The sequence below is a fragment of the Acidovorax sp. GW101-3H11 genome (assembly GCF_001633105.1).
Lineage (GTDB): Bacteria > Pseudomonadota > Gammaproteobacteria > Burkholderiales > Burkholderiaceae_C > Acidovorax.
The window spans coordinates 280,664-300,754 of sequence record NZ_LUKZ01000002.1 but is presented as its reverse complement, the minus strand read 5'-3'; the positions used below and the strand labels follow the sequence as shown (position 1 = coordinate 300,754).

The window sequence follows — 20,091 nt, the reverse complement described above, 5'->3', positions numbered from 1 at the left end:
ATGGCTGCCCAAAGGGATGGGTACTCCCCCCGGTGCTCCTGCACCAATCTCACCGCACGCTCACGCACCTCAGGCGAGAACTTGTTTGACTTCTTCATGGCTCAATCCTCTCAGAGAAAAGAGCCTCCTCAAAACCCGGGGCGATTCAAAACCGAGTTCTGGACAGCGTGGGTGCGCGATGTTCACTGCCGCATAGGCAGCTCAGAAAATGTAGACCAGATCGCCGGGCTTGCTGTTGGCGTTCACTGCCGCATAGGCAGCTCAGAAAAACAGGCGTCGGGCCGTTCAGCGTCACCACGATGTTCACTGCCGCATAGGCAGCTCAGAAAGTTGTTGTAGCCGTAGAAGCCCACGCGGTTGCGTTCACTGCCGCATAGGCAGCTCAGAAATATGTGGGCAGCAAGGTGCCTGCCGTTACGGCGTTCACTGCCGCATAGGCAGCTCAGAAACGTAAGCTCGCCATCGCTTCCACCGGTTCCGTGTTCACTGCCGCATAGGCAGCTCAGAAATCATCGATGGCCTTCTGGCCGTCTGCGGTGTCGTTCACTGCCGCATAGGCAGCTCAGAAATAACGGTGCTGCATCTTCGCCGCTGTGGTCTTCGTTCACTGCCGCATAGGCAGCTCAGAAAACAAGACACGACCAGTTGCACAAGAGGCTGCGGTTCACTGCCGCATAGGCAGCTCAGAAAACTGGCACCGCGCAGCGCAAGCGCCAATACAGGTTCACTGCCGCATAGGCAGCTCAGAAAGTCCAGCTCAGGGCCCCGCGCAGCGGCGTCGAGTTCACTGCCGCATAGGCAGCTCAGAAACACGCCCGTCTGGTAGTCGATGTGCCCCCACATGGTTCACTGCCGCATAGGCAGCTCAGAAAAGAGCCTCGCCCAGTTGATGCTGGTTCCAGATGTTCACTGCCGCATAGGCAGCTCAGAAATTTGCTCGGCAAACGTCCATCTTGGCCGCGTAGTTCACTGCCGCATAGGCAGCTCAGAAACTGCTGTGGTGGCGGAGGCCCCTGCACTGGCTGTTCACTGCCGCATAGGCAGCTCAGAAAAGACAGTCGGTGGCGTCGATCACGTCTTTGAAGTTCACTGCCGCATAGGCAGCTCAGAAAAGAGGCTGCGGCCATTGGCGCGGGGCTGGATCGTTCACTGCCGCATAGGCAGCTCAGAAAATTGAGGACGCACGCAACGGTGCGGTGACCTGGTTCGCTGCAGCATAGGCAGCTCAGAAACGGGCCACCAGGCTGGAGTTGGCTTCATCAATGCATAGGCAGCTCAGAAAGTTTCAGGGCCTCATGGCTGCAATAAATCTCCCGTCCACTGCCGCATAGGCGGCTCAAAAATCACCATGACCACCAATGCAGTGACCTTCGCAGTTCACTACCGCACATGCATTACTGGCTATCTGTCCATCAAGCACATCAAACCTATCGAATCCGGAGTGATACGGTACGGATTGCCCTGATCAAATCACAAAGCTTATGTGGCGAAAGTGTAAAAAACCTGCTCGTGAATGCGACGACATCACCACCTCAGCTGCTCTCTTCGGCCCACAGAATGAGGGTTGATGCCAGAGGCGGGCTCACCTGATTGTGGCCAAAATCGGCAGACATTTTTTGGTGTCCTCCCATGAGCCCCAGCCAGATCATTGTCCTCGCCACCCCGGTCTTCTTCCTGCTGATCGCCATCGAGCTGGCCATTGGCTACAAGCGCCAGCGCAACACCTACCGACTGGCCGATGCCGTGAGCAGCATCAGTCTGGGCATGCTGAGCCAGACCAGCGCCGTGTTCACGCGGCTGCTGCGCATCGGCATCTACACCGCGCTGTTCGAGCATCTGGCGCTGTGGCGCAACGATGTGTTCTGGACCAGCCTGCCCGGCTGGCTGCTGGCGCTGGTGTTCTACGACTTCTGCTACTACTGGCTGCACCGCATGGGGCACGAGTCGGCCGTGCTGTGGGCCGCGCACGCGGTGCACCACCAGAGCCAGGACTACAACCTCAGCACCGCGCTGCGCCAGACCAGCTCGGGCGCGCTGCTGGGCTGGGTCTTTTATGTACCCATGGCGCTGGCCGGTGTGCCGCCGCTGGTGTTTGCAGTGGTGGCACTCATCGACCTGCTCTACCAGTTCTGGGTGCACACCGAGCAGGTGGGCCGCCTGGGCTGGTTTGACCGCTGGTTCTGCAGCCCCAGCAACCACCGCGTGCACCATGCCGTGAATGACCCGTACCTGGACAAGAACTACGGCGGCGTGCTGATCGTGTGGGACCGGATGTTCGGCACCTTCAAGGACGAGGACGATCAGGAGCGGTGCGTGTACGGCACGCGCGGCTTGCTGAACAGCTGGGACCCGCTGTGGGCCAACGCTCAGGTGTATGCGGGGTTGGCGCACGACAGCTGGCACGCACGCAGCTGGCTCGACAAGCTCAAGGTCTGGATCAAGCCGCCGGGCTGGCGGCCTGCGGATGTGGCGGAGCGCTTTCCCAAGCCCGCATTCAGCATGGCGCAGATGCAGCTCTACCACCCGCCCATGTCACAGGCCGTGCAGGGGTTTGCGCTGGTGCAGTTTGGCATGTTGTTGGCCGGGGTGGCAGCGTTTCTGTGGCAGGCCGACGCGGCGCCGCTGACGCACAACGCGATCTGGTTTGCGGTGCTGCTGGTCAGCCAGTGGGCGCTGGGCGCCGTGATGCAGGGGCGCATCGGCATGTGGATGGCGCTGATGGTGCAAAGCGCCGCCCTGGCCACGGCCACCAGTGCGCTGGGGCTGACCGAGTGGCACTGGGTCTTCAAGCCCCTGACGATGGTGATAGCTATTATTTTGATAGCAATAAGCGCTTATCCATTGCGCGCAAAAGGCCTTTTTGACTCCAAAAGCTGGTGGCTGATGGCGGCGGCGCTGGCCGGGTCGCTGGCGGGCGATGTGTTTTTGATGGTTTCGGGTTTCTTCATCCCGGGGCTGGTGAGTTTTCTGGTGGCGCACCTGTTTTATGTGGCGCTGTTCAAAAGCGGGCAGCGCTGGTTTCCGCACCGGGGCGCGCTGCTGGCCACGCTGGGCATTGGCGTGGCGATGTATGCGTTTTTGTGGGCGGGTGGCCTGCCGCCCGCGCTGCGCGCACCTGTGGCGGCCTATGTGCTGGTGATTGCGCTAATGGCAGCCCAGGCCATCGGGCGTGCCACCGTGCTGCGCGATGGGCCTGCGCTGCTGGTCGCTCTCGGCGCAGGGTTCTTCATGCTGAGCGATTCGCTGCTGGCCACCAACCGTTTTGTGCAACCCCTGCCCTGGTCGCAGGTGTGGGTCTTGTCCACGTACTACGCGGCGCAGGCACTCATCGTCGGGGGCTGGCTGCGGGGGCAGCAGGCGGGCGGCAGCGCTCCAGGCCGTTCGCACCCAGCGGCCCCCACGGCAGCCATCACGGCCTGAGGCCGCCCCGCCGCTGCGGCGGCCCCGCCCTGCGTCAAGCCCGTTGCCGCATGGCCTCCAGGGCCACGCGCGGCAGGTGGAAGACGCCCGCCGCAGCCGAGGCCGCTGCCAGCCACAGCAACACGCCCGTCCACCACAGGGCCCAGACCCAGGCATTGAAGTCGGCGGGTGCCGCCAGGGCTTCGGCCTGGATGGCGGGCAAGGCCACACCCGCCAGCCCCCGGGCGCCCGCGAACCGCACGCAGGCTTCGCCCCAGACCCACGCCGCAAACGCCGCCAGGCTCACGGCCATCAACACCAGAAACACACGGGCCTGCGCCAGCCATTTGAGCGCCACCACGCTGACCACCAGCGCACCAAACGCCACGGCGATGGCCCAACCCGCCCAAGGCTCCCGCGCCAGCGGCAAGCACACTGGCAATGCCACCTGCACCGGCCACAACGGCCAGGAAGCCCCCGCACCCGCCAGCCCGCGCCACAGGGGCTGCCACGCGCCCGCCACCGCCAGACCCACGGCCACAGCCGCCAGGCAGAACCCGCCACCGTAGCGCCAGGCGGAGCGCGGGTCCACGGGCAAATCGCGCGGCGGGCCCCAGCGCCTGCGCAGCGTGCACACCAGGGCCCAGGCCCAGACACCGTCGGCCACCAGCCAGACCAGCGCAGGCAAGCCCATCAGGCTGACGGGTGCACCCACAAACACCGGGGCCACGCCGTAGCACAGCGTGATGAAGGCGTGCAGGCACACGCTGGCGCAGGCCAACACCAGCGCCAGCTGCTGCACCGTCCACTGGAACGGGCTCAGGCCCATCCGGGCGGCAAAGTCTTCGTCTGCCAGCAGGGGGGCGGACTTCTTGCGGGGAGGAAGGTGTTTGCGGCCACGCCGCTTCTGCCGCGCCATCGCTTGCGCTGCCCGCCCCGTGCCAGGCGCTCAGGCCCCGAACAGATCAGGATTGCCGCGCTGCGCCGGGGGCTGCAGCCCCAGGTGCCGGAACGCCGCGAGCGTGGCGATGCGCCCGCGCGGCGTGCGCTGCAGAAAACCCTGCTGGATCAGGTAGGGCTCGATCACGTCCTCGATGGTGCCCGCCTCTTCGCCGATGCTGGCGGCGATGTTGTCCAGCCCCACGGGGCCGCCGTCAAAGCGGTGGATCACGGCTTCGAGCAGCTTGCGGTCCATCACGTCAAAGCCTTGCGGGTCCACGTCGAGCATGGCCAGCGCCTTGTCGGCAATGGGTTTGGTGATGCGGCCATCGCCCTTGACCTCGGCGTAGTCGCGCACGCGGCGCAGCAGCCGGTTGGCGATGCGCGGCGTGCCACGCGAGCGGCGGGCAATCTCAAAGCCGCCTTCGTCGTCCATGGGCGCGTTGAGCAGGCCCGCGCTGCGCTTGACGATGCGCGCCAGCTCTTCGGCCGTGTAGAACTCCAGCCGCGCCACGATGCCAAAACGGTCGCGCAGCGGGTTGGTGAGCATGCCCGCACGCGTGGTGGCGCCCACCAGGGTGAAGGGCTGCAGGTCGAGCTTGATGCTGCGCGCTGCCGGCCCTTCGCCGATCATGATGTCGATCTGGTAGTCCTCCAGCGCCGGGTAGAGGATTTCCTCGACCACGGGCGAGAGGCGGTGGATCTCGTCGATGAACAGGACGTCGTTCTTCTCCAGGTTGGTCAGCAGCGCCGCCAGGTCCTTGGGCTTTTCCAGCACCGGGCCGCTGGTCTGGCGCAGGTTGACCCCCAGCTCGGCCGCGATGATGTGGCTGAGCGTGGTCTTGCCCAGCCCCGGCGGGCCAAACAGCAGCACATGGTCCAGCGCCTCTTCGCGCTTCCTGGCCGCACCGATGAAGATTTCGAGCTGCTCCCGCGCCTTGGCCTGGCCCACATACTCCTGCAGCAGCTTGGGCCGCAGGGCCCGCTCAATGGCCTCCTCTTGGGGGGAGCTGGGCGCTGCGGAGACAACGCGCTTGGTGGGGGCGGGGGCGAAATCGTCGGTTTGGATGGTCATTGCACCAGCTTGCTGAACATTACAGGCCCGTCCACGCGTAGTAGCCAATGCCTTCGTACCGGTAGCTGGGGCTGTTGGCGATGATGTAGTCACGCTCGGCCGCACTGATCGTGTAGAAATGCACGCCCTTGGCGGGCTGGTAGAAGCGATACAGCGGCGTGCCCCCTGCGGCGGCGCTGGTGCTCGCGAACCAGGCTACGCCTTCGTACTTGAAGTCAGAATTGCTGGCCACCACGGCATCCCGCTCGGCGGCGCTGATCGTGTAGAAATGCGCGCCGCCCCTGCTTCCATAGAAGCGATACACCGGGCTGTTGCCCGTCAGCGTTACGGCTTGCGCGTAGAAAGCGACGCCCTCGTACGCAAACACGGGGAAGTTCTTCAGGGTGTTGTCGCGCTCGGCCGGGCTGGCCGTGAARAAATGAGCACCCGCCGTGCCGTTGTAGAAACGGTACACAGGTACACGGTTGCCGGTAGAAACCACCGGTGATTGGCCAACCGAAGGCGATAGCCAATTCTTCATTGCCGCATTGAAGGCAACATCAAACCGACCATAAAACTCCGGCGAAGTGGTGGCTGTACAGCTGGAGCTGCCGCCATACAAGGTTCCAATAACCTGCGAGCCACCCTTGAAGAGCGCGGAGCCACTGCTACCCCCCTCCGTTGTGCCTTGGCTCCAATTCACACGGTAGTAGTTACCGGTGGTGCCACTGCATGAAAACTGCGTTGCGCTCGTTGGAGTGCACGCTGTGAGGCTGGTCACAGTGCCCATGCTGATCTTGAGCAGATCACCGCGGGGGTGGTGCAGACCGACGACCGATGCGCCCGGATTCTGGGCCGTGGCATCCCACCCTGCAAAGTAGGCACCTGTTGGTGGCGTATCGTTGAGCTTGAGCAACGCAGTGTCGGTGCTAGCCGAAGCGTAAAGCAGCGCGGCGCCATTGACACGTTGGGTGGTCGCATCCGACAGGGTGCGGCTGTTGCATGTGGGCGCCCGGTAGAACCAATCCGTCTGCAAGGACGTTGCCTCGGCCTGCGTCGAAATGCAGTGGTTGGCGGTCAGGAAATAAGGTATCCCCGAAGACTGGCTGTCGTTGAGCAGAGTTCCAGTGCACACGTAAGAATTGCCATCTGACGTGAACATCATGCGGGCAACTGCATTGCGCTGGTTCGCATAGGCGTCGTAGCAGGTAGCGTCCAGCTGGCAAGATGCAGATTCGTTGATCTTGGCCGTCAGCTCGTCTTCTGTAGGAACCGACAGATTCTCGAAGATGTGCGATACGCGGGGGACAGAAATGTCCATCGCCTCTTCCGAAACGCCAGGGGGCAGTTCCACTTCCAGCGTGACTTCGTCAGACCCCAGATCGGGTGTCCACCATGTCTGGCCATTCTGGGACGTATCACCCGCCTGCGCATTCAGTTGAATGCGCTGCAAAACTTCCTGGCCATAAATCTGGAACACGTTCCCCGGATTGGTCTGGCTGTAGGCACGCAGCAAGGTCCCGGGAGCCAACTGCTTGGCCACCACGCCCAGACGCAGGCCATGCGCACCTTGTGCCGTAAAGCTGATCGCGGCCACACGCACGCCGTTGGCTGCTGTCGTCCATTTGAGCTGCTGCAGGGTTTGCGCGGCAGCCTTGGTGGCCATCACGTCCCGCGACACCCCCACTTGGCGGGGCCCGACGCCCCCTGCCAGGGCTTCGGTTTTGGAGGACGCCAGCGCTTCAAGGGACACCCGTGCCGGGGTCGGCGCAACCAGGGCATTGCGCGACTTGATGCTGGCGACGCCCTGGTCTGCACTGGCGGGTTGCACCCTGCCATCCATCTGCAACACCAGTGGCGCCGCACTGAACGAGGTTGTGCCGACCTCAGTTCCGTTGCCACCACATCCGGCCAGCAAGGCGACCGAAGCCGCAACCACCACGCCCAAGCGCGTCACGACACTACTTTTCATCACATCCTCCCTAAAAACTCAAGAGCTAACCTACCATTGAACACTGAAACCATCTGATTGCACAGGCCTGCGCGGTCACTTCGCCAACGCCTTCAGCGCCATCTTGATCCCCTCACTCACCCCCACCTCCGCCGGCAGCGCCTTGAGCGCCGCCGCCGCTTCCTTGTCGTTGTAGCCCAAAGCCAACAGTGCCTGCAGGATGTCGGCCTGCGCATCGCTGGTGGCCGCGCCACGCACAGCCCCCATGTCCGCCCCGAGCTTGCCCTTGAGTTCCAGCAGCAGGCGTTCGGCCGTCTTCTTGCCGATGCCCGGCACCTTGACCAGGCGCCCCGCCTCCTGCAGCGAAATCGCCTGGGCCAGGTCGCCCACACCCATGCCGCTCAGGATGGACAGCGCGGTGCGCGGACCCACGCCCGAGATCTTGATCAGCTCCCGGAAGGCCTGGCGCTCCTGCGCCGTGCCAAAACCATACAACAGCTGCGCATCCTCGCGCACAATGAACTGGGTGAGCAGGCTCACACGTTCGCCCACGGCGGGCAGGTTGTAGAAGGTGCTCATGGGCACATTCACCTCGTAACCCACGCCGTGGCAGTCCAGCAGCACCTCGGGGGGATTCTTCTCCAGCAGGGTGCCGGTCAATTTGCCTATCATTGATGTCCTTTTGCCGACGCTGGCCTGCCGCGCGGCACCGCCGCGTGGCCTCGTCATGTGGCCGTTTCTATTGCCTGACGGGAATTATCAGCGTGATCCTGCGCCACACCTTCACTCCCCACAACAACACCCGGCTCACCCACCTGTGTGGCCCGGCCGACGCCCACCTGCGCACCATCGAAGAGGCGCTGCAGGTCAGCATTGCGCATCGGCATGAGCAGTTCAAGGTGGACGGCCCCAAGGCCAAGGCCACGCAGGCCATGGAGCTGCTGCAGGCCCTCTACGAGATCGCCGAGCGCCCCATCCCCGAAGACCATATCCAGCTCATGCTGGCGGGCGACAGCGAGCTGCTGGAAGCGCCGGACGACGCGATTGTGCTCAACACGCGCCGGGCCGACCTGCGTGGGCGCACGCCCACGCAGAACCTGTACCTGCAGAACATCGCCACGCACGACATCACTTTCGGCATCGGCCCCGCCGGCACGGGCAAGACCTACCTCGCCGTGGCCTGCGCCGTGGATGCACTGGAGCGCAGCGCCGTGCAGCGCATCGTGCTGACGCGCCCGGCCGTCGAGGCGGGCGAACGCCTGGGCTTTTTGCCCGGCGACCTGGCCCAGAAGGTGGATCCCTACCTGCGCCCGCTGTACGACGCGCTGTACGAACTGATGGGGCACGACAAGGTGCAAAAGGCCTTCGAGCGCAACGCCATCGAGATCGCGCCGCTGGCCTTCATGCGCGGGCGCACGCTGAACAACGCCTTTGTGATCCTGGACGAAGCCCAGAACACCACGCCCGAGCAGATGAAGATGTTCCTCACCCGCATCGGCTTCGGCTCGCGCGCCGTGGTCACGGGCGACGTGAGCCAGATCGACCTGCCCAAGGGCGCCATGAGCGGCCTGGTGGACGCCGAGCGGGTCCTGAAGCGCGTCAAAGGCATCGCCGTCACCCATTTCACCAGCGCCGACGTGGTGCGCCACCCGCTGGTCGCCCGCATCGTGGACGCCTACGACGCCCCGCGCCGCGCGGCAACCGCACGCAGCCGCGATTAAAGCTATTATTTTTATAGCAAACAAACGTTACCTATCAGGCGACAGCAGCCCAAAAATCTCACAATGCCATTGAACCAACTCTCCTTGTCGCTGCAATTTGGCGCCTTCGACGACGCAGCAGCACACCGCGCCGTGCTGCCGCGCCACAAGGTCACCCGCTGGATCCGCCATGCGCTGGCCACCGACGCCGAGATCACCGTGCGCATCGTGGGCGCCGACGAAGGCCAGCAGCTCAACCGCGAGTACCGCCACAAGGACTACGCCACCAACGTGCTCACGTTTGACTACACCCAGGAGCCCGTGGTGACCGCCGACCTGGTGCTCTGCGCCCCCGTGATCGAGCGCGAAGCGAAAGAGCAGAACAAGGGCCTGGAAGAACACTACGCCCACATGCTGGTGCACGGCACGCTGCACGCCCAGGGGTGGGATCACGAGACCAGCGAAGCCGATGCCGAGGAGATGGAGGCGTACGAGACGGCTATCCTGCAAGAGCTGGGGTTTGCGGACCCGTACGCGTCTGAATAGCGCCGCCCAAGTAGAGCGGCAAAGGCATAGAGCGCCCAGGGCCTGGCGCTGCGCGTGCCTCACGGGTCACATCTTGCCCACCAAGCCCCCTACAGAGATCCGGAAACAAATCGTATCTCTTGCCATTTATTTTTTACCGAATGGTATAAAAGCTCGACCCAAGGGAGGGCTAAGGATCAGGTTCGGGATAAGCGTTTGTAACGCTGCACGGCCCTGGCTCCGGCACTTGGGGGCACACAGCTGACATCTCCCCCGCCCCCATCGTCCTCCGTTTGCACCGCCTCCTTTCCCACCTCAGGACCACAGGACATTGCCCATGATCGGACACTCCACACCTCGCAAGACACCCACCACCCCGAGGCCGACTCACCTGGCACGGGCACTGATGATGGCCGTCCCTGTGATGCTGGCGGCCTGCGGCGGGGGCTCAGCCTCAGATGCCCCATCCACCGGCATTGCGGCGCCATCGGGTTTCGCCGTGGGCTATGGAACCAAAGGTTACAAATTCCAATGGAACACCAGCGCGGGTGCCTCCCGCTACGAGCTGTTCGAAGACCCCGACGGCCCCACTGGCCCGCAGCCGGAGATGATGGTGGGCGGCGCCAACGACCACACCATTACCGCCTTTTTCCACGAGATAAAGTCAGCGCAACTGCATGAGCGAGTGAATGCCACCTACCGCCTGCGCGCGTGCGACAGCACTGGCTGCGGAGCATTCACTGCCGCCATCACCCCCGATGTAACCCAGGCCATTGGCTACTTCAAAGCAAGCAACGGCGAGGCTCTCGACGCATTTGGGAGTGCAGTGGCCCTGTCGGCCGATGGCAGGGTAATGGCTGTGAGCGCAACCGGCGAACGCGGCAACGGGACCTGCCCCACAACCACCTCCTGCGACCAAGCCGACAACTCCATCGCGAACGCAGGCGCCGTCTATGTTTTCTCTCGCAACAATAGCTACGGCTTGTGGACACTGGCGTCCTATCTCAAGGCTGGCAACAACCGGGCCTACGACAACGGACGCTACCTGGACAACGGCCCCCGCTTTGGCGCCAGCCTGGCACTGTCTGCCGACGGGTCCACACTGGTTGTAGGCGCCCCCGGCGAGACCAGCAGTGCCAAAGGGGTGAACGGCGACGCATCCGATACCCAGACCCAGGGTGCAGGTGCCGCATACGTCTTCAAGGCCATCGGGAGCCCCCTGCCTCACGGCCTTTCTATTCAGTGGGTGCAGGAGGCCTACATCAAGGCAAGCAATACACGCCCCAAGGCCGACTACAGCGTTGACATCATGGGCTACTACGTACGCGACCCCCAAAGCTTCGGTAGCAGCGTCGCGGTGTCTGCCGATGGCAACCTGGTGGCCGTTGGCGCACCCGGCGAAGGCAGCAACGCCACTGGTATCAATGGCGATCAGAGCGACAACTCGGCCATCCGCTCAGGCGCGGTGTACACCTACACCCGCAGCAGCAGCGGCGCCGGAGGGGGAAGCATCTGGGCCCATCAGGCCTACCTGAAAGCCAGCAACACCAACAGCCTGCGTTGGAAACACTTTGGCGAATCCGTTGTGCTCTCGAGTGATGGGAGCACGCTTGCTGTGGGGGCTCCGCAGGAGAGCAGCAGCGCCACCGGCGTCAATGGCAACCAGCAGGATCAATCGGCCAGCGGCTCCGGTGCGGTCTACGTCTTCACCCAGGACAACAACGGCTGGGGCCAGCAGGCCTATGTCAAGGCATCCAATACAGCCGCCAACGACCGGTTTGGCCTCAAGCTCGCACTTTCGGCAGATGGCAACACCCTGGCCGTGGGAGCCCAGGATGAGAGCGCGTCAGGAACAAGCATCAACAACCCACCGGGCGCTCGCACCCTGGCACGTGCAGGCGCCGCCTATCTGTTCACCCGCAGCAGCGGCACATGGAGCCAGCAGGCCTATCTGAAGGCCAGCAACACCGGCCAGGACCATTGGTATGGATCCAGCCTCGCACTGTCTGCCGACGGCAATACTCTGGCCGTGGGCGCCATGGCTGAAGCCAGCAGCGCCAGGGGCATCAATGGCAAGCAGGCGGACAATTCAGCGGGCGGCGCGGGCGCTGCCTACGTCTACCAGCGAAGTGGCAGTACCTGGAGTCAACGCGCCTACCTGAAGGCCAGCAATACCGATGCGGGGGACCTCTTTGGCGCCAGCATCGCCTTGTCAGGCGACGGCACCACCCTGGCAGTGGGCGCCACGGGCGAAGACAGTCTGGCCAAAGACATCCAAGGCAACCAGGCGGACAACTCGGGCAGCCCCGCCTATCCTGCAATGCCCCTTCCCGTCAGCGTCGGGGCGGTGTATCTGTACTGACCATTGATCCTGGGCACGCCCTCCAACTCCACGCGTCAAAACCCAACACTCTGAGGAAACCCTTCATGCCTCGCATTCTTCAACCCCTGAACGGCTTGTTTCTCGCTATCCCGCTGGTACTGACAGCCTGCGGCGGCGGCTCCGGAAGCTCGACCTCCCCCACACCTTTCAGCCTCACCGTAGGCTACGGGGTCAAGGGCTACAACTTCAGCTGGAATGCCAGCGCCGGAGCCACACGCTATGAACTGTTTGAGGACCCCGATGGACCGACAGGCCCCCTGCCCGAGACACAGCTCGGCGGCGCACTGGGCAGCACCTCTTACGCCCATAGCCTCGCCCCTCAGCTACTGCACGAGCGTGTGAACGCCAGTTACCGACTGCGTGCCTGCGATGCGAACGGCTGTGGCCCGTTCACGGCCACCGTCACCCCCGACCTCACACAGGCCATTGGCAAGCTCGAACTCGCCGGCGGCAATGCCGCGCGATTTGGCAACTATACAAATGTGATTGCCCTGTCGGCGGACGGTGCAACAATGGTTGTTGGATCTCCGAGCGAGGGCAGCTCAGGCGGGTTGGCCGGGGCAGGCGCGGTGTATGTCTTCAGTCGCAATACAGTGGGCGGCACCTGGAGTCAGCAGGCGCGCATTGAAAGCACCAACTCCGCCGCCAAAATGGCCTTTGGCGCCAGCGTGGCTTTGTCTACTGACGGTAATACGCTGGCTGTGGGCGCACCGGAAGAAAGAAGCAACGCGCGGGGCATCAATGGTGATGCATCCAATCGCGATGCGTATGGCGCAGGAGCGGTCTATCTGCTCACTCGCAGCAGCGGCACCTGGAGCCAGCAGGCTTACATCAAAGCACGCAACACTCCGCAGAAAGTCGAATCCTGCAGCCGCCTCGACGTCATGGGCACGTTTGTTTTTCCGTGCACCCCCCAACACTTTGGCTTCAGCGTGGCTCTGTCAGCCGACGGAAACCTGCTGGCGGTGGGAGCACCTGAAGAAGGCGCAAACTTCACGCCGGGGAGTGGGGGAACCCCGGTCGGCAGCATGTCCATCGGATCCGATACCATTTTTGGCGGTGGCTTAGGCGCCATTCACACCTTTGTCCGCAACAACGGTGCCTGGGCGGAGCAGGCGCATCTGCCGCGCAGCAGCACCGACCGGCGTGTGGCCCGCTTCGGAGCGGTAGTAGCCCTGTCCAGCGATGGCACACTCCTCGCAGCGAACAGCCAGCACGACGTGTCTGTCCTGACACAACTCAGTGGTACGTGGAGTTCCCCCAAGCAAGTGTGGAGCAAGACCACCGACGTAATGGATGGGGAGCACCCCTTTGCGCTGTCCGGGGACGGAAGCACGCTGGCCGTCCTGGACGGTGCTGGATTCTCCAGCGTTGAGCTGCAAACCTTCACACGCACGGGGGACGCCTGGACGCAGCAGCCTGCTCTGTCGGTGAAGGCTGATGGCCAATCGCGTGCAACAAGCGTCATGTTGTCGCTTTCTTCGGATGGCCGCGCACTCGCCCTGGGTGACTTGAGTGACGCCAGCAACGCCCCCGGCATCAATGGCGACGCCAACAACCAGGCCGCCAGCGCGGCCGGGGCCGTCAACATCTACCGCCGTGACGGCACCACCTGGGCACACCGGGCCTACCTCAAGGCGCCCCAACCGCGCGCACTTGCGCGCTTCGGCGCTGGCGTGGCGCTTTCCGGGGATGCCAGCACCCTGGCCGTGGGCACCAGCACTGCTACGGATGGCGTAACACCCGCCGCGCCCAATGCAGCCTATCTGTACTGATTGCGCTGACGGTAGCCCTTTCATATTGACCAGCCCCAGCACCTGACAGGCGCCAGGGAAGGAAAAAGTGTTGCACCTGCGCCGTCGCCAATGGCGGTGGCGCCACCCCCTACCATCGGTGCATGCTCGACACGCCTTTGCTACTCACCGCCGCCTTCGTCGCAGGCGCCCTCAATGCCGTCGCCGGGGGCGGCAGCTTTCTGACCCTGCCGGCCCTCGTCTTCACCGGCGTGCCGCCCGTGGTGGCCAATGCCACGGGCACGGTGGCGCTGCTGCCGGGGTACATGGCGGGGGCCTGGGGGTTCCGGGAGGACACCGCGCCGCCGCCGGGGCTGTCGATGCGGCTGCTCGTGGTGTTGTCGCTCATCGGCGGCGCGGCGGGGGCGGCGCTGCTGTTGGTCACGCCCGATGCCACCTTCCGCCGCGTCGTGCCCTGGTTGCTGCTGGCGGCCACGGCGCTGTTTGCGTTCGGGCCGCAGTTGCGCCGGATGCTGGCGGGCGGCACGCCGTCCACCGCCAAGGCCACCGTGGGCGTGCTGGCGGTGGCGGCCTATGGCGGCTACTTCAACGGGGGGCTGGGCATCCTGCTGCTGGCGCTGTTTGGCCTGCTGGGGCAAACCAACCTGAACGCCATGAATGGCCTCAAGAACTGGGTGTCGGCCCTGCTCACCGCGATTGCCGTGGCGATCTATGCGGCGGGCGGCGTGGTGCAGTGGCCCCAGGCGCTGATGATGATGGTGGCGGCCACCGCAGGCGGCTATGGCGGTGCGCGTGTGGCGCGGCGCATTCCGGCCGACTGGCTGCGCGGCGGCATTGTGCTGACGGGGCTGGTGATGGCGGGGCTGTTCTTCTGGCGGCAATAAACCGCCCTGGCTAAAAAATAAGCAAAAATGGCCGCTACCGCGCGACCATCAAGCGGTTTAAGCTATCAATTTTGATAACCATCAAGCCACTGCAGGCGCGATGCGCAGCGGTATGGTCACCGGCCCGTCGTTGACCAGGTGCACCTGCATGTCGGCCGCAAACTGGCCCGTGGCCACCACGGGGTGGGCCTGGCGGGCCTGGGCTACGAAGTAGTCGTACAGGCGCCGCCCCTCGTCGGGCGCAGCGGCCTGGGTGAAGCTGGGGCGGTTGCCGCCGGTGGTGTCGGCGGCCAGGGTGAACTGGCTCACCAGCAACAGGCCGCCGCCGATGTCCTGCACGCTTTTGTTCATCTTGCCCGCGTCGTCCGAGAAGATGCGCAGCTTGAGGAGCTTGGCCAGCAGTTTGTTGGCCTCGGCCTCGGTGTCGCCGCGTTCGGCGCACACCAGCACCAGCAGGCCCGCGCCGATGGCGCCCACGGTCTGCCCGTCCACATCCACGCGCGCTTCGCGCACACGTTGCAATACGCTGATCACTTCACGGCATCCTTCACATCGTCGCGGGGGTCGTCAAAATGCGCTTCCACGTCGCTGGGCAGCAGCTCGATGGTGGCGCGCAGGCCGGGCACGGCGGTCATCAGCGCGCGCTCCACCTGACCACGCAATTCGGCGGCATGGCGCAGGGTCCAGTCGGCGGGCATGTGCAGGTGCATGTCCACAAACTGGCGCTGGCCCGCGCGGCGGGTGGAGACATGGTCAAACCGCACGGCACCCGGCGCCTGGGCCGCCACAAACTGCTGCAGCGTGGCGTCGATGGTGGCCTGCACCTCGGGCTCCACGGCCGAATCCATCAGGCCCTGGGAGGACCGCCACACCAGCTCCACGCCCTCTTTCAGAATGTTCAGGGCCACGGCAATCGCCGCCACGGCGTCCAGCCACAGCCACCCGGTCAGGGCCGCGCCCGCGATGCCCACCAGCACACCGGCCGAGGTCCACACATCGGTGACCAGGTGGCGGGCATCGGCCTCCAGCGCGATGGAGCGGTGCTCTCGCGCCGAGCGGAACATCACCCAGGCCAGCAGCCCGTTGAGGGCCGAGCTGAGCACCGACAGCGCGAGGCCCCAGCCCACCTGCTCGATGGGTTGTGGGTCAAACAGACGGTGCCCCGCTGCCCACAGAATGCCCGCCGACACGCCCATGATGAGGATGCCCTCGAACCCTGAGGAAAAGTATTCGGCCTTGTGGTGGCCGTAAGGGTGGTCGTCATCCGCAGGCCGGGCGGCCACCGTCACCATGGCCAGCGCAAACATGGCGCTGGCCAGGTTCACGAACGACTCCATCGCGTCCGACAGCAAGCCCACCGAGCCCGTGACCACCCAGGCCAAGGTCTTGAGCGCGATGGTGACCACCGCCACGCCCACCGACGCCCACAGCAGGTTGCGGGGCGAGAGCCAGGGGTGGGATGCGGGTGCAGCAGCGGACATGGAGGGGGTGCGAAGGAGCGGCAAACAGGGGTGCCGGGGATTACACCAGAGCCACCTTAAGCGCTGTTTAACCAGAGAACCATGCGCGAGCCCCGGGGGTGATGGCATGCGCAGCCCCCGTGCCAGAATCCGCGCATGCTCCCCGCTTGGCGCCCTCTGTTGCGACATACACCCCACCTGCCCAGCCTGGTGGTCTGGGCGCTGGTCGCTTGCGCGGGGTGCAGCTGGCTGGTGCTCAACCGCCTGCAGCAACTGCACGCGGCGTTCGAGACCGACGCGCGCATCGTGCACCGGCTGCTGAGCCAGCGTGTGGTGCAACACGACGCGATCCTCGCCACACTGGCCCTGCTGCAGCCCACGGCCCCCCGCCAGGGCAGCGCCGCCGATGCCACCTTGCCCCGCCTGCCCTCGGTGTACCCACAGATCCTGTCGGTGCTGCAGCGGCCCGGGGGCGCGGGTGAGGGGAGCGAGAGAGGCTGGCCGGGCGCGTTGCAGGCGCCGCTCTCGGCGGCCGAAGCCGCCTCGCGCCGCTCCGGGCATGCCGAGATGGCGCTGGTGGACCTGCCCGCCGGCCGCTTTCACCTGGTGCTGGCCAGCACACCGGCCAGCCACGCGCTGCAGATCGACCTGCGCGCCACCGTGCCGCAGGACGAATGGCCCATGGACATGGCCACCAGCCCGGTGCGGGTCACCCTGGAACAGGGTGGCGCCGCCTTTGTGGTGCAGCCGGGGCGCGCGGACGAGGGGCTGGGCTGGTCGTATGCCTTCCACAAACTGCTGGCCGCGCCCAGCCAGCCGCTGGATGTGGTGGCGCGGCGCACGGTGGGTATTGCCGAGCTGCCCTGGCTGGCCATGCTGGGCTGGTGCATGTTCACCGCCGCGCTGTGGGGTGGTGGCCTGGCCTGGTGGCGCCAGCGCATTGCGCGCCAGCGGGCCGAGGAGCTGCTGCGCCTGGGCCAGGTGGCGCGGCTGAACACGCTGGGCGAGCTCGCAGCAGGCATGGCGCACGAGCTGAACCAGCCGCTCACCGCACTGCTGTCGAGTACGCAGGCCGCCCAGCGCCTGCTGGCCGACGACCCGCCCGATCTCGACACCGCGCAGACCGCCATGGCCCGCGCCGTGGAACAGGCACGCCGCGCATCCACCGTCGTGGGCCGCCTGCGCCGCCTGGTGGAGCGCCCCGACCTGGCGGGCCAGGCCCAGCCGCTGGCGCTGGCCACCGCCGTGCAGGATGTGTTGCACCTGCTGGAGCCCGAAATGGCGCAACGCGGCGTGGCACCCACGGTGTCCATCGCACCCGACCTGCCCGCCGTGCTGGCCGAGCCCGTGGCCCTGCAGCAGATCGTGCACAACCTGCTGATGAACGCGCTGCAGGCGCTGGACCAGGTGCCCCCGGCCGAGCGCCAGCTGGTGCTGCGCCTGTGGATGCCGGACGCCGCGCATGCGGCGCTGTCGGTGCGCGACCACGGCCCCGGCGTGCCGCCCGAGGCGCGCGCACACCTGTTCGAGCCGTTCTACACCACGCGCACGGGCGGGCTGGGCCTGGGCCTCACGCTGTGCGAAAGCCTGGCCCAGGCCATGGGCGCCAGCCTGGCCCTGGCGCCCGCCGACCCTGCCGTGCGGGGCGCGGAATTCCTGCTCGTGCTGCCTGCGGCGCCTGACACGCCCTCGCCCTCCTCCGTGCTATGACCGACGCCGCCCACTCCCTCTCCCCCCTGATCCACCTGGTGGACGACGACGCCGCCGTGCGCGAGGGCCTCGGCCTGCTCATCAGCACCGTGGGCCTGCGCGTGCAGGCCTGGGCCGACCCGCAGTCGTTCATGGCGGGGTTTGACCGCGCCAGCATTGGCGCCATCGTGCTGGATGTGCGCATGCCCGGCATCAGCGGCCTGACGGTGCTGGAGCAGCTGCTGGCGCAGGGCGTGGACCAGCCCGTGATTTTGCTCACCGGCCACGGCACGGTGGAGATGTGCCGCCGCGCGTTCAAGACCGGCGCGGCCGAGTTTCTGGAAAAGCCGGTGGACGACGAGGTGCTGATCGAAGCCCTGCAAAACGCCGTGCGCCAGCATGTGCGATCCCGAGAACGCCACCAGGCCGACCAGCAGGCACGCGAGCGTTTTGCCCAGCTCTCAGCCCGCGAGCGCGAGGTGCTGGGGCTGATCGTGGAGGGCCTCACCAACAAGGAAATCGGCCGGGCGCTGGAGCTGTCGCCGCGCACGGTGGAGACGCACCGCGCCAACCTGTTCGCCAAGCTGGGGGCGGAGTCGCTGGCGCAGCTGATTCGGCGGTATGCAGCGCTGGTGGATGCACAGTGATGTCCCCATCCCCATCCCCATGTACGCATCGGCTTGATATCGCAGACCGTTCACGCTGAGCCCGTCGAAGCGCCGCGCAGTGCTTCGACAGGCTCAGCATGAACGGTTCTTGCCTTCGGAACGTACACAGGCATGCGCCTCTCACTGCGTATTTCTACGGAGCATTGCGCGTAGCCGCCCGAATGGCCGAAAACAGCGGTAATTTTTACAGTTCTCCCACGGCGCCACAACGGGTGGCACCGACCCAGAAACACCGGAGAACACCATGCAAAACCGCCTCGCTACCGTCGCCGCCCTCACCCTGTCCCTGATCGCCACCGCTGCCAGCGCCGAAGGCGTGCGCACCGAAAAGAACATGTCCCTGGACCTGGCCACGCAGATCGCCGCGCAAACCGTGGCCACCTGCACCGCCAACGGCTACAACGTCACCGCCACCGTGGTGGACCGTGCAGGCACCGTGCGCGCCGTGCACCGTGCCGACAACGCCGGCCCGCACACGCTGGAAGCCAGCCGCCTGAAGGCCTACACCTCGGCATCGGCCAAGAACACCACGCTGGCCATCATGGAAGGCGCGCAAAAGAACCCCGCAGCCGCCAACCTGGGCCAGATCCCCGGCTACCTGCTGCTGGGCGGCGGTGTGCCCGTGAAGGTGGGTAACGAAGTCATCGGCGCCGTGGGCGTGGGCGGCGCACCTGGCGGCCACCTGGACGAGCAGTGCGCCGTGGCAGGCATCGCCAAGGTGCAGGATTTGCTGAAGTAAGCCAGTCCAACCACAGGCAACTGAGCATTCAACGGAGGCCCCCATGAAGCCCTGGAACCTTGTTTTCGCACTGGCCGCAGCACTGGCCTGTGCCACCACTGCCCAGGCCCAGGTGCCTCCCACGGCGGCCGAAACCGCCGCCTACCAGGGCCTGCATGCCGCTGCGGCGCGGGGCGACATGCCCGCGCTTGCCAAGCTGATTGCGGCGCGGGCCGACGTGAATGCCCGCGATGGCTACGGCCGCACGCCACTGCATGTGGCGACCTTTGCCCGGCAGGCCGATGCCATCCGCGCCCTTGCCCAGGCCGGGGCCGACCTGAATGCGCTGGAGAACGACCGCTACGACGCCGTGACCATCGCCGCCGTGGCCGACGACGAGGCCACGCTGCGCCTGCTGCTGCAACTGGGCGCCAGCGCCAAACAAGTGACCAGCCGCTATGACGGCACGGCCCTGATCGCCGCCGCCCACCTGGGGCACGACGGCGTGGTGCGCCAGCTGATAACCGCCGGGGCGCCGCTGGACCATGTGAACAACCTGCACTGGACGGCGCTCATCGAGTCCATAGTGCTGGGCAACGGCGGCCCGCGCCACCAGGCCACGCTGCAGGCCTTGCTGCAGGCGGGCGCCAGCCACGCGCTGACCGACCGGCAGGGCAACACGCCCCTGCAGCTGGCACGCCAACGCGGCTACGGCGCCATGGTGCAGATGCTGCAGGCGGCGGGCGCGACGCGGTAAGGGGTGGTTGTGTGTGGGTGTGGCGAGGTTGCCGGATTGCGCTTCGCCAACCCGAGCTGTGCACCCGAAATACCCGCAGGTCGAGTGAGCCCGCAGGGCGTAACCCGACACGGCGCTGAGCGCACGGCCTGCGCACAACCCGCGAACGGCCGGGCTGCGCCGCAGCCACCCCACCAAAGCAGTATCAAATCAATAGCTGCTCAGGCTTAC

16 protein-coding genes and 1 CRISPR repeat array are annotated in these 20,091 nt (G+C 65.6%); of the genes, 10 read left to right on the top strand and 6 right to left on the bottom strand.

Going from position 1 to position 20,091, the window contains the following annotated elements:
* Positions 1–180: 180 nt before the first annotated feature.
* A CRISPR array of direct repeats spans positions 181–1,343; the repeat unit is 28 nt; unit sequence GTTCACTGCCGCATAGGCAGCTCAGAAA.
* Positions 1,344–1,629: 286 nt separating this feature from the next.
* Positions 1,630–3,420 carry a lysoplasmalogenase family protein gene (locus tag A1D30_RS03555; RefSeq protein ID WP_063459397.1) on the top strand — a complete coding sequence of 597 codons (1,791 nt, stop codon included), beginning with the start codon at positions 1,630–1,632 and terminating at the stop codon, positions 3,418–3,420.
* A 34-nt stretch (positions 3,421–3,454) separates the two neighbouring features.
* Here A1D30_RS03555 and A1D30_RS03550 read toward each other — a convergent pair whose 3' ends face one another.
* The 4 genes from A1D30_RS03550 to ruvA all read right to left on the bottom strand — a co-directional run bounded on the left by A1D30_RS03550 (position 3,455) and on the right by ruvA (position 8,015).
* Positions 3,455–4,318 (bottom strand): hypothetical protein, encoded by an 864-nt coding sequence (locus A1D30_RS03550; RefSeq protein ID WP_063459396.1) that lies wholly within the window; start codon positions 4,316–4,318, stop codon positions 3,455–3,457.
* 30 nt (positions 4,319–4,348) lie between these two features.
* Positions 4,349–5,413: a Holliday junction branch migration DNA helicase RuvB gene (gene ruvB / locus A1D30_RS03545; RefSeq protein ID WP_063459395.1), complete on the bottom strand. Its 1,065-nt coding sequence runs from the start codon at positions 5,411–5,413 to the stop codon at positions 4,349–4,351.
* Between the two features lie 19 nt (positions 5,414–5,432).
* A complete protein-coding gene (locus A1D30_RS03540) occupies positions 5,433–7,364 on the bottom strand; it encodes a trypsin-like peptidase domain-containing protein (protein ID WP_063459394.1) in 1,932 nt (643 codons plus the stop codon).
* A 75-nt stretch (positions 7,365–7,439) separates the two neighbouring features.
* Complete coding sequence (gene ruvA / locus A1D30_RS03535) at positions 7,440–8,015, bottom strand: Holliday junction branch migration protein RuvA (RefSeq protein ID WP_063459393.1); 576 nt, start codon at positions 8,013–8,015, stop codon at positions 7,440–7,442.
* Between the two features lie 92 nt (positions 8,016–8,107).
* Here ruvA and A1D30_RS03530 point away from each other — a divergent pair, with 92 nt between their 5' ends.
* The 5 genes from A1D30_RS03530 (at position 8,108) to A1D30_RS03510 (ending at position 14,589) form a co-directional block, all read left to right on the top strand.
* Positions 8,108–9,064 carry a PhoH family protein gene (locus A1D30_RS03530; RefSeq protein ID WP_063459392.1) on the top strand — a complete coding sequence of 319 codons (957 nt, stop codon included), beginning with the start codon at positions 8,108–8,110 and terminating at the stop codon, positions 9,062–9,064.
* A gap of 63 nt (positions 9,065–9,127) precedes the next feature.
* Complete coding sequence (gene ybeY / locus A1D30_RS03525; protein WP_063459391.1) at positions 9,128–9,589, top strand: rRNA maturation RNase YbeY; 462 nt, start codon at positions 9,128–9,130, stop codon at positions 9,587–9,589.
* A gap of 385 nt (positions 9,590–9,974) precedes the next feature.
* Complete coding sequence (locus A1D30_RS03520; protein WP_063459390.1) at positions 9,975–11,930, top strand: hypothetical protein; 1,956 nt, start codon at positions 9,975–9,977, stop codon at positions 11,928–11,930.
* A gap of 65 nt (positions 11,931–11,995) precedes the next feature.
* Entirely contained in the window at positions 11,996–13,726 is a 1,731-nt protein-coding gene (locus tag A1D30_RS03515; RefSeq protein ID WP_082836299.1) for a hypothetical protein, read from the top strand.
* A 122-nt stretch (positions 13,727–13,848) separates the two neighbouring features.
* Entirely contained in the window at positions 13,849–14,589 is a 741-nt protein-coding gene (locus tag A1D30_RS03510; protein WP_063459388.1) for a sulfite exporter TauE/SafE family protein, read from the top strand.
* 81 nt (positions 14,590–14,670) lie between these two features.
* Here the strand turns inward: A1D30_RS03510 and dtd are convergent, their stop codons facing one another.
* Together dtd and A1D30_RS03500 are read right to left on the bottom strand one after the other, a co-directional pair.
* Positions 14,671–15,123, bottom strand: coding sequence for a D-aminoacyl-tRNA deacylase (dtd, locus tag A1D30_RS03505; RefSeq protein ID WP_063459387.1), 453 nt, complete (start codon positions 15,121–15,123; stop codon positions 14,671–14,673).
* Positions 15,120–16,070 (bottom strand): cation diffusion facilitator family transporter, encoded by a 951-nt coding sequence (locus tag A1D30_RS03500; RefSeq protein WP_063459386.1) that lies wholly within the window; start codon positions 16,068–16,070, stop codon positions 15,120–15,122. The genes dtd and A1D30_RS03500 overlap by 4 nt, the downstream gene beginning before the upstream one ends.
* Positions 16,071–16,205: 135 nt before the next feature.
* Between A1D30_RS03500 and A1D30_RS03495 the strand changes: the two genes are divergently transcribed.
* From A1D30_RS03495 to A1D30_RS03480, 4 genes are all read left to right on the top strand, one after another.
* Positions 16,206–17,759 (top strand): ATP-binding protein, encoded by a 1,554-nt coding sequence (locus tag A1D30_RS03495; protein ID WP_063459385.1) that lies wholly within the window; start codon positions 16,206–16,208, stop codon positions 17,757–17,759.
* Positions 17,756–18,385 (top strand): response regulator, encoded by a 630-nt coding sequence (locus tag A1D30_RS03490; RefSeq protein WP_063459384.1) that lies wholly within the window; start codon positions 17,756–17,758, stop codon positions 18,383–18,385. The genes A1D30_RS03495 and A1D30_RS03490 overlap by 4 nt, the downstream gene beginning before the upstream one ends.
* 265 nt (positions 18,386–18,650) lie before the next feature.
* Positions 18,651–19,145 (top strand): heme-binding protein, encoded by a 495-nt coding sequence (locus A1D30_RS03485; protein ID WP_063459383.1) that lies wholly within the window; start codon positions 18,651–18,653, stop codon positions 19,143–19,145.
* Between the two features lie 43 nt (positions 19,146–19,188).
* Positions 19,189–19,881, top strand: coding sequence for an ankyrin repeat domain-containing protein (locus tag A1D30_RS03480; protein ID WP_063459382.1), 693 nt, complete (start codon positions 19,189–19,191; stop codon positions 19,879–19,881).
* Positions 19,882–20,091 lie beyond the last annotated feature (210 nt).

Coding starts and splice junctions, on each gene's coding strand:
- A1D30_RS03555 (WP_063459397.1), top strand. CDS start 1,630: ATGAGCCCCAGCCAGATCATTGTCCTCGCCACCCCGGTCTTCTTCCTG.
- A1D30_RS03550 (WP_063459396.1), bottom strand. CDS start 4,318: ATGGCGCGGCAGAAGCGGCGTGGCCGCAAACACCTTCCTCCCCGCAAG.
- ruvB (WP_063459395.1), bottom strand. CDS start 5,413: ATGACCATCCAAACCGACGATTTCGCCCCCGCCCCCACCAAGCGCGTT.
- ruvA (WP_063459393.1), bottom strand. CDS start 8,015: ATGATAGGCAAATTGACCGGCACCCTGCTGGAGAAGAATCCCCCCGAG.
- ybeY (WP_063459391.1), top strand. CDS start 9,128: ATGCCATTGAACCAACTCTCCTTGTCGCTGCAATTTGGCGCCTTCGAC.
- A1D30_RS03520 (WP_063459390.1), top strand. CDS start 9,975: ATGATGGCCGTCCCTGTGATGCTGGCGGCCTGCGGCGGGGGCTCAGCC.
- A1D30_RS03515 (WP_082836299.1), top strand. CDS start 11,996: ATGCCTCGCATTCTTCAACCCCTGAACGGCTTGTTTCTCGCTATCCCG.
- A1D30_RS03510 (WP_063459388.1), top strand. CDS start 13,849: ATGCTCGACACGCCTTTGCTACTCACCGCCGCCTTCGTCGCAGGCGCC.
- A1D30_RS03500 (WP_063459386.1), bottom strand. CDS start 16,070: ATGTCCGCTGCTGCACCCGCATCCCACCCCTGGCTCTCGCCCCGCAAC.
- A1D30_RS03495 (WP_063459385.1), top strand. CDS start 16,206: ATGCTCCCCGCTTGGCGCCCTCTGTTGCGACATACACCCCACCTGCCC.
- A1D30_RS03490 (WP_063459384.1), top strand. CDS start 17,756: ATGACCGACGCCGCCCACTCCCTCTCCCCCCTGATCCACCTGGTGGAC.
- A1D30_RS03485 (WP_063459383.1), top strand. CDS start 18,651: ATGCAAAACCGCCTCGCTACCGTCGCCGCCCTCACCCTGTCCCTGATC.
- A1D30_RS03480 (WP_063459382.1), top strand. CDS start 19,189: ATGAAGCCCTGGAACCTTGTTTTCGCACTGGCCGCAGCACTGGCCTGT.